The sequence below is a fragment of the Streptomyces viridosporus genome, assembly GCF_002078235.1.
GTDB classification, from domain to species: Bacteria; Actinomycetota; Actinomycetes; order Streptomycetales; family Streptomycetaceae; genus Streptomyces; species Streptomyces viridosporus.
The window spans coordinates 1-756 of the sequence record NZ_MSGP01000843.1; the positions used below are offsets into that span (position 1 = coordinate 1).

2 protein-coding genes and 1 pseudogene are annotated in these 756 nt (G+C 69.6%); all 3 read left to right on the forward strand.

The features are described from left to right. Positions 1-145: SHOCT domain-containing protein (locus tag B7L92_RS38060; RefSeq protein ID WP_143626507.1), on the forward strand; the 145-nt coding region annotated here is incomplete at its 5' end. A gap of 109 nt (positions 146-254) precedes the next feature. Further along, on the forward strand, positions 255-512 hold the full coding sequence (locus B7L92_RS38065) for a hypothetical protein (RefSeq protein ID WP_081241633.1): 258 nt from the start codon (positions 255-257) through the stop codon (positions 510-512). An 11-nt stretch (positions 513-523) separates the two neighbouring features. Continuing rightward, positions 524-756: pseudogene (locus tag B7L92_RS38070) on the forward strand (glutamine--fructose-6-phosphate transaminase (isomerizing)); the annotation flags it as partial.

Here is a 756-nt window from a genome sequence, read left to right on the forward strand (position 1 = left end):
CCCTACCCCTACCCCTGCCCCCGCCGAGCACGATCACGACGCCCTGCTGCGCCGGCTGCGGGAACTGGGCGAGCTGCACCGCTCCGGGGTGCTGACGGACGAGGAGTTCGCCCTGGCCAAGCAGGCGGTCCTCAAGCGCATGTAGCGGCCCGCCCCGGACCCCGGGACCTCGCGACAGCCCCCAAGAGACATTTTCCTGCCCGAAATCGGGCACGTTTCTTGCGAAACCGCCTCCGGTACCTCAGGATCAACGGGTGCACGACGAACTTGTTGATCATCTGACGCGGTCCACCCCCCTCAGCCGGGGCGAGGCGCTGCGCGTGGTCCAGGACGTGCTCGCCTACTTCGACGAGACGACCGAGGAGTACGTCCGTCGCCGCCACCGCGAGCTGCAGGCCCAGGGCCTGGTGAACGCGACGATCTTCGAACGGATCGAGGCGGACCTCACATACCGCGCGGTGGCCCCGCCCGAGCTCTCGCTCCGGCAGCTGCGCCGCATCGTCTACGGCTAGGAACTACCCATATGTGCGGAATCGTCGGATACATCGGCAGGCGTGAGGCCGCTCCCCTGCTGCTCGAGGGCCTGCAGCGCCTGGAGTACCGCGGCTACGACTCGGCGGGCGTCGCCGTCACCTCCCCGAAGGCGACCGGCCTGAAGACGGTCAAGGCCAAGGGCCGGGTGCGCGACCTGGAGGCCAAGGTCCCCGCGCGCTTCAAGGGCACCACCGGCATCGCCCACACCCGCTGGGCCACCCA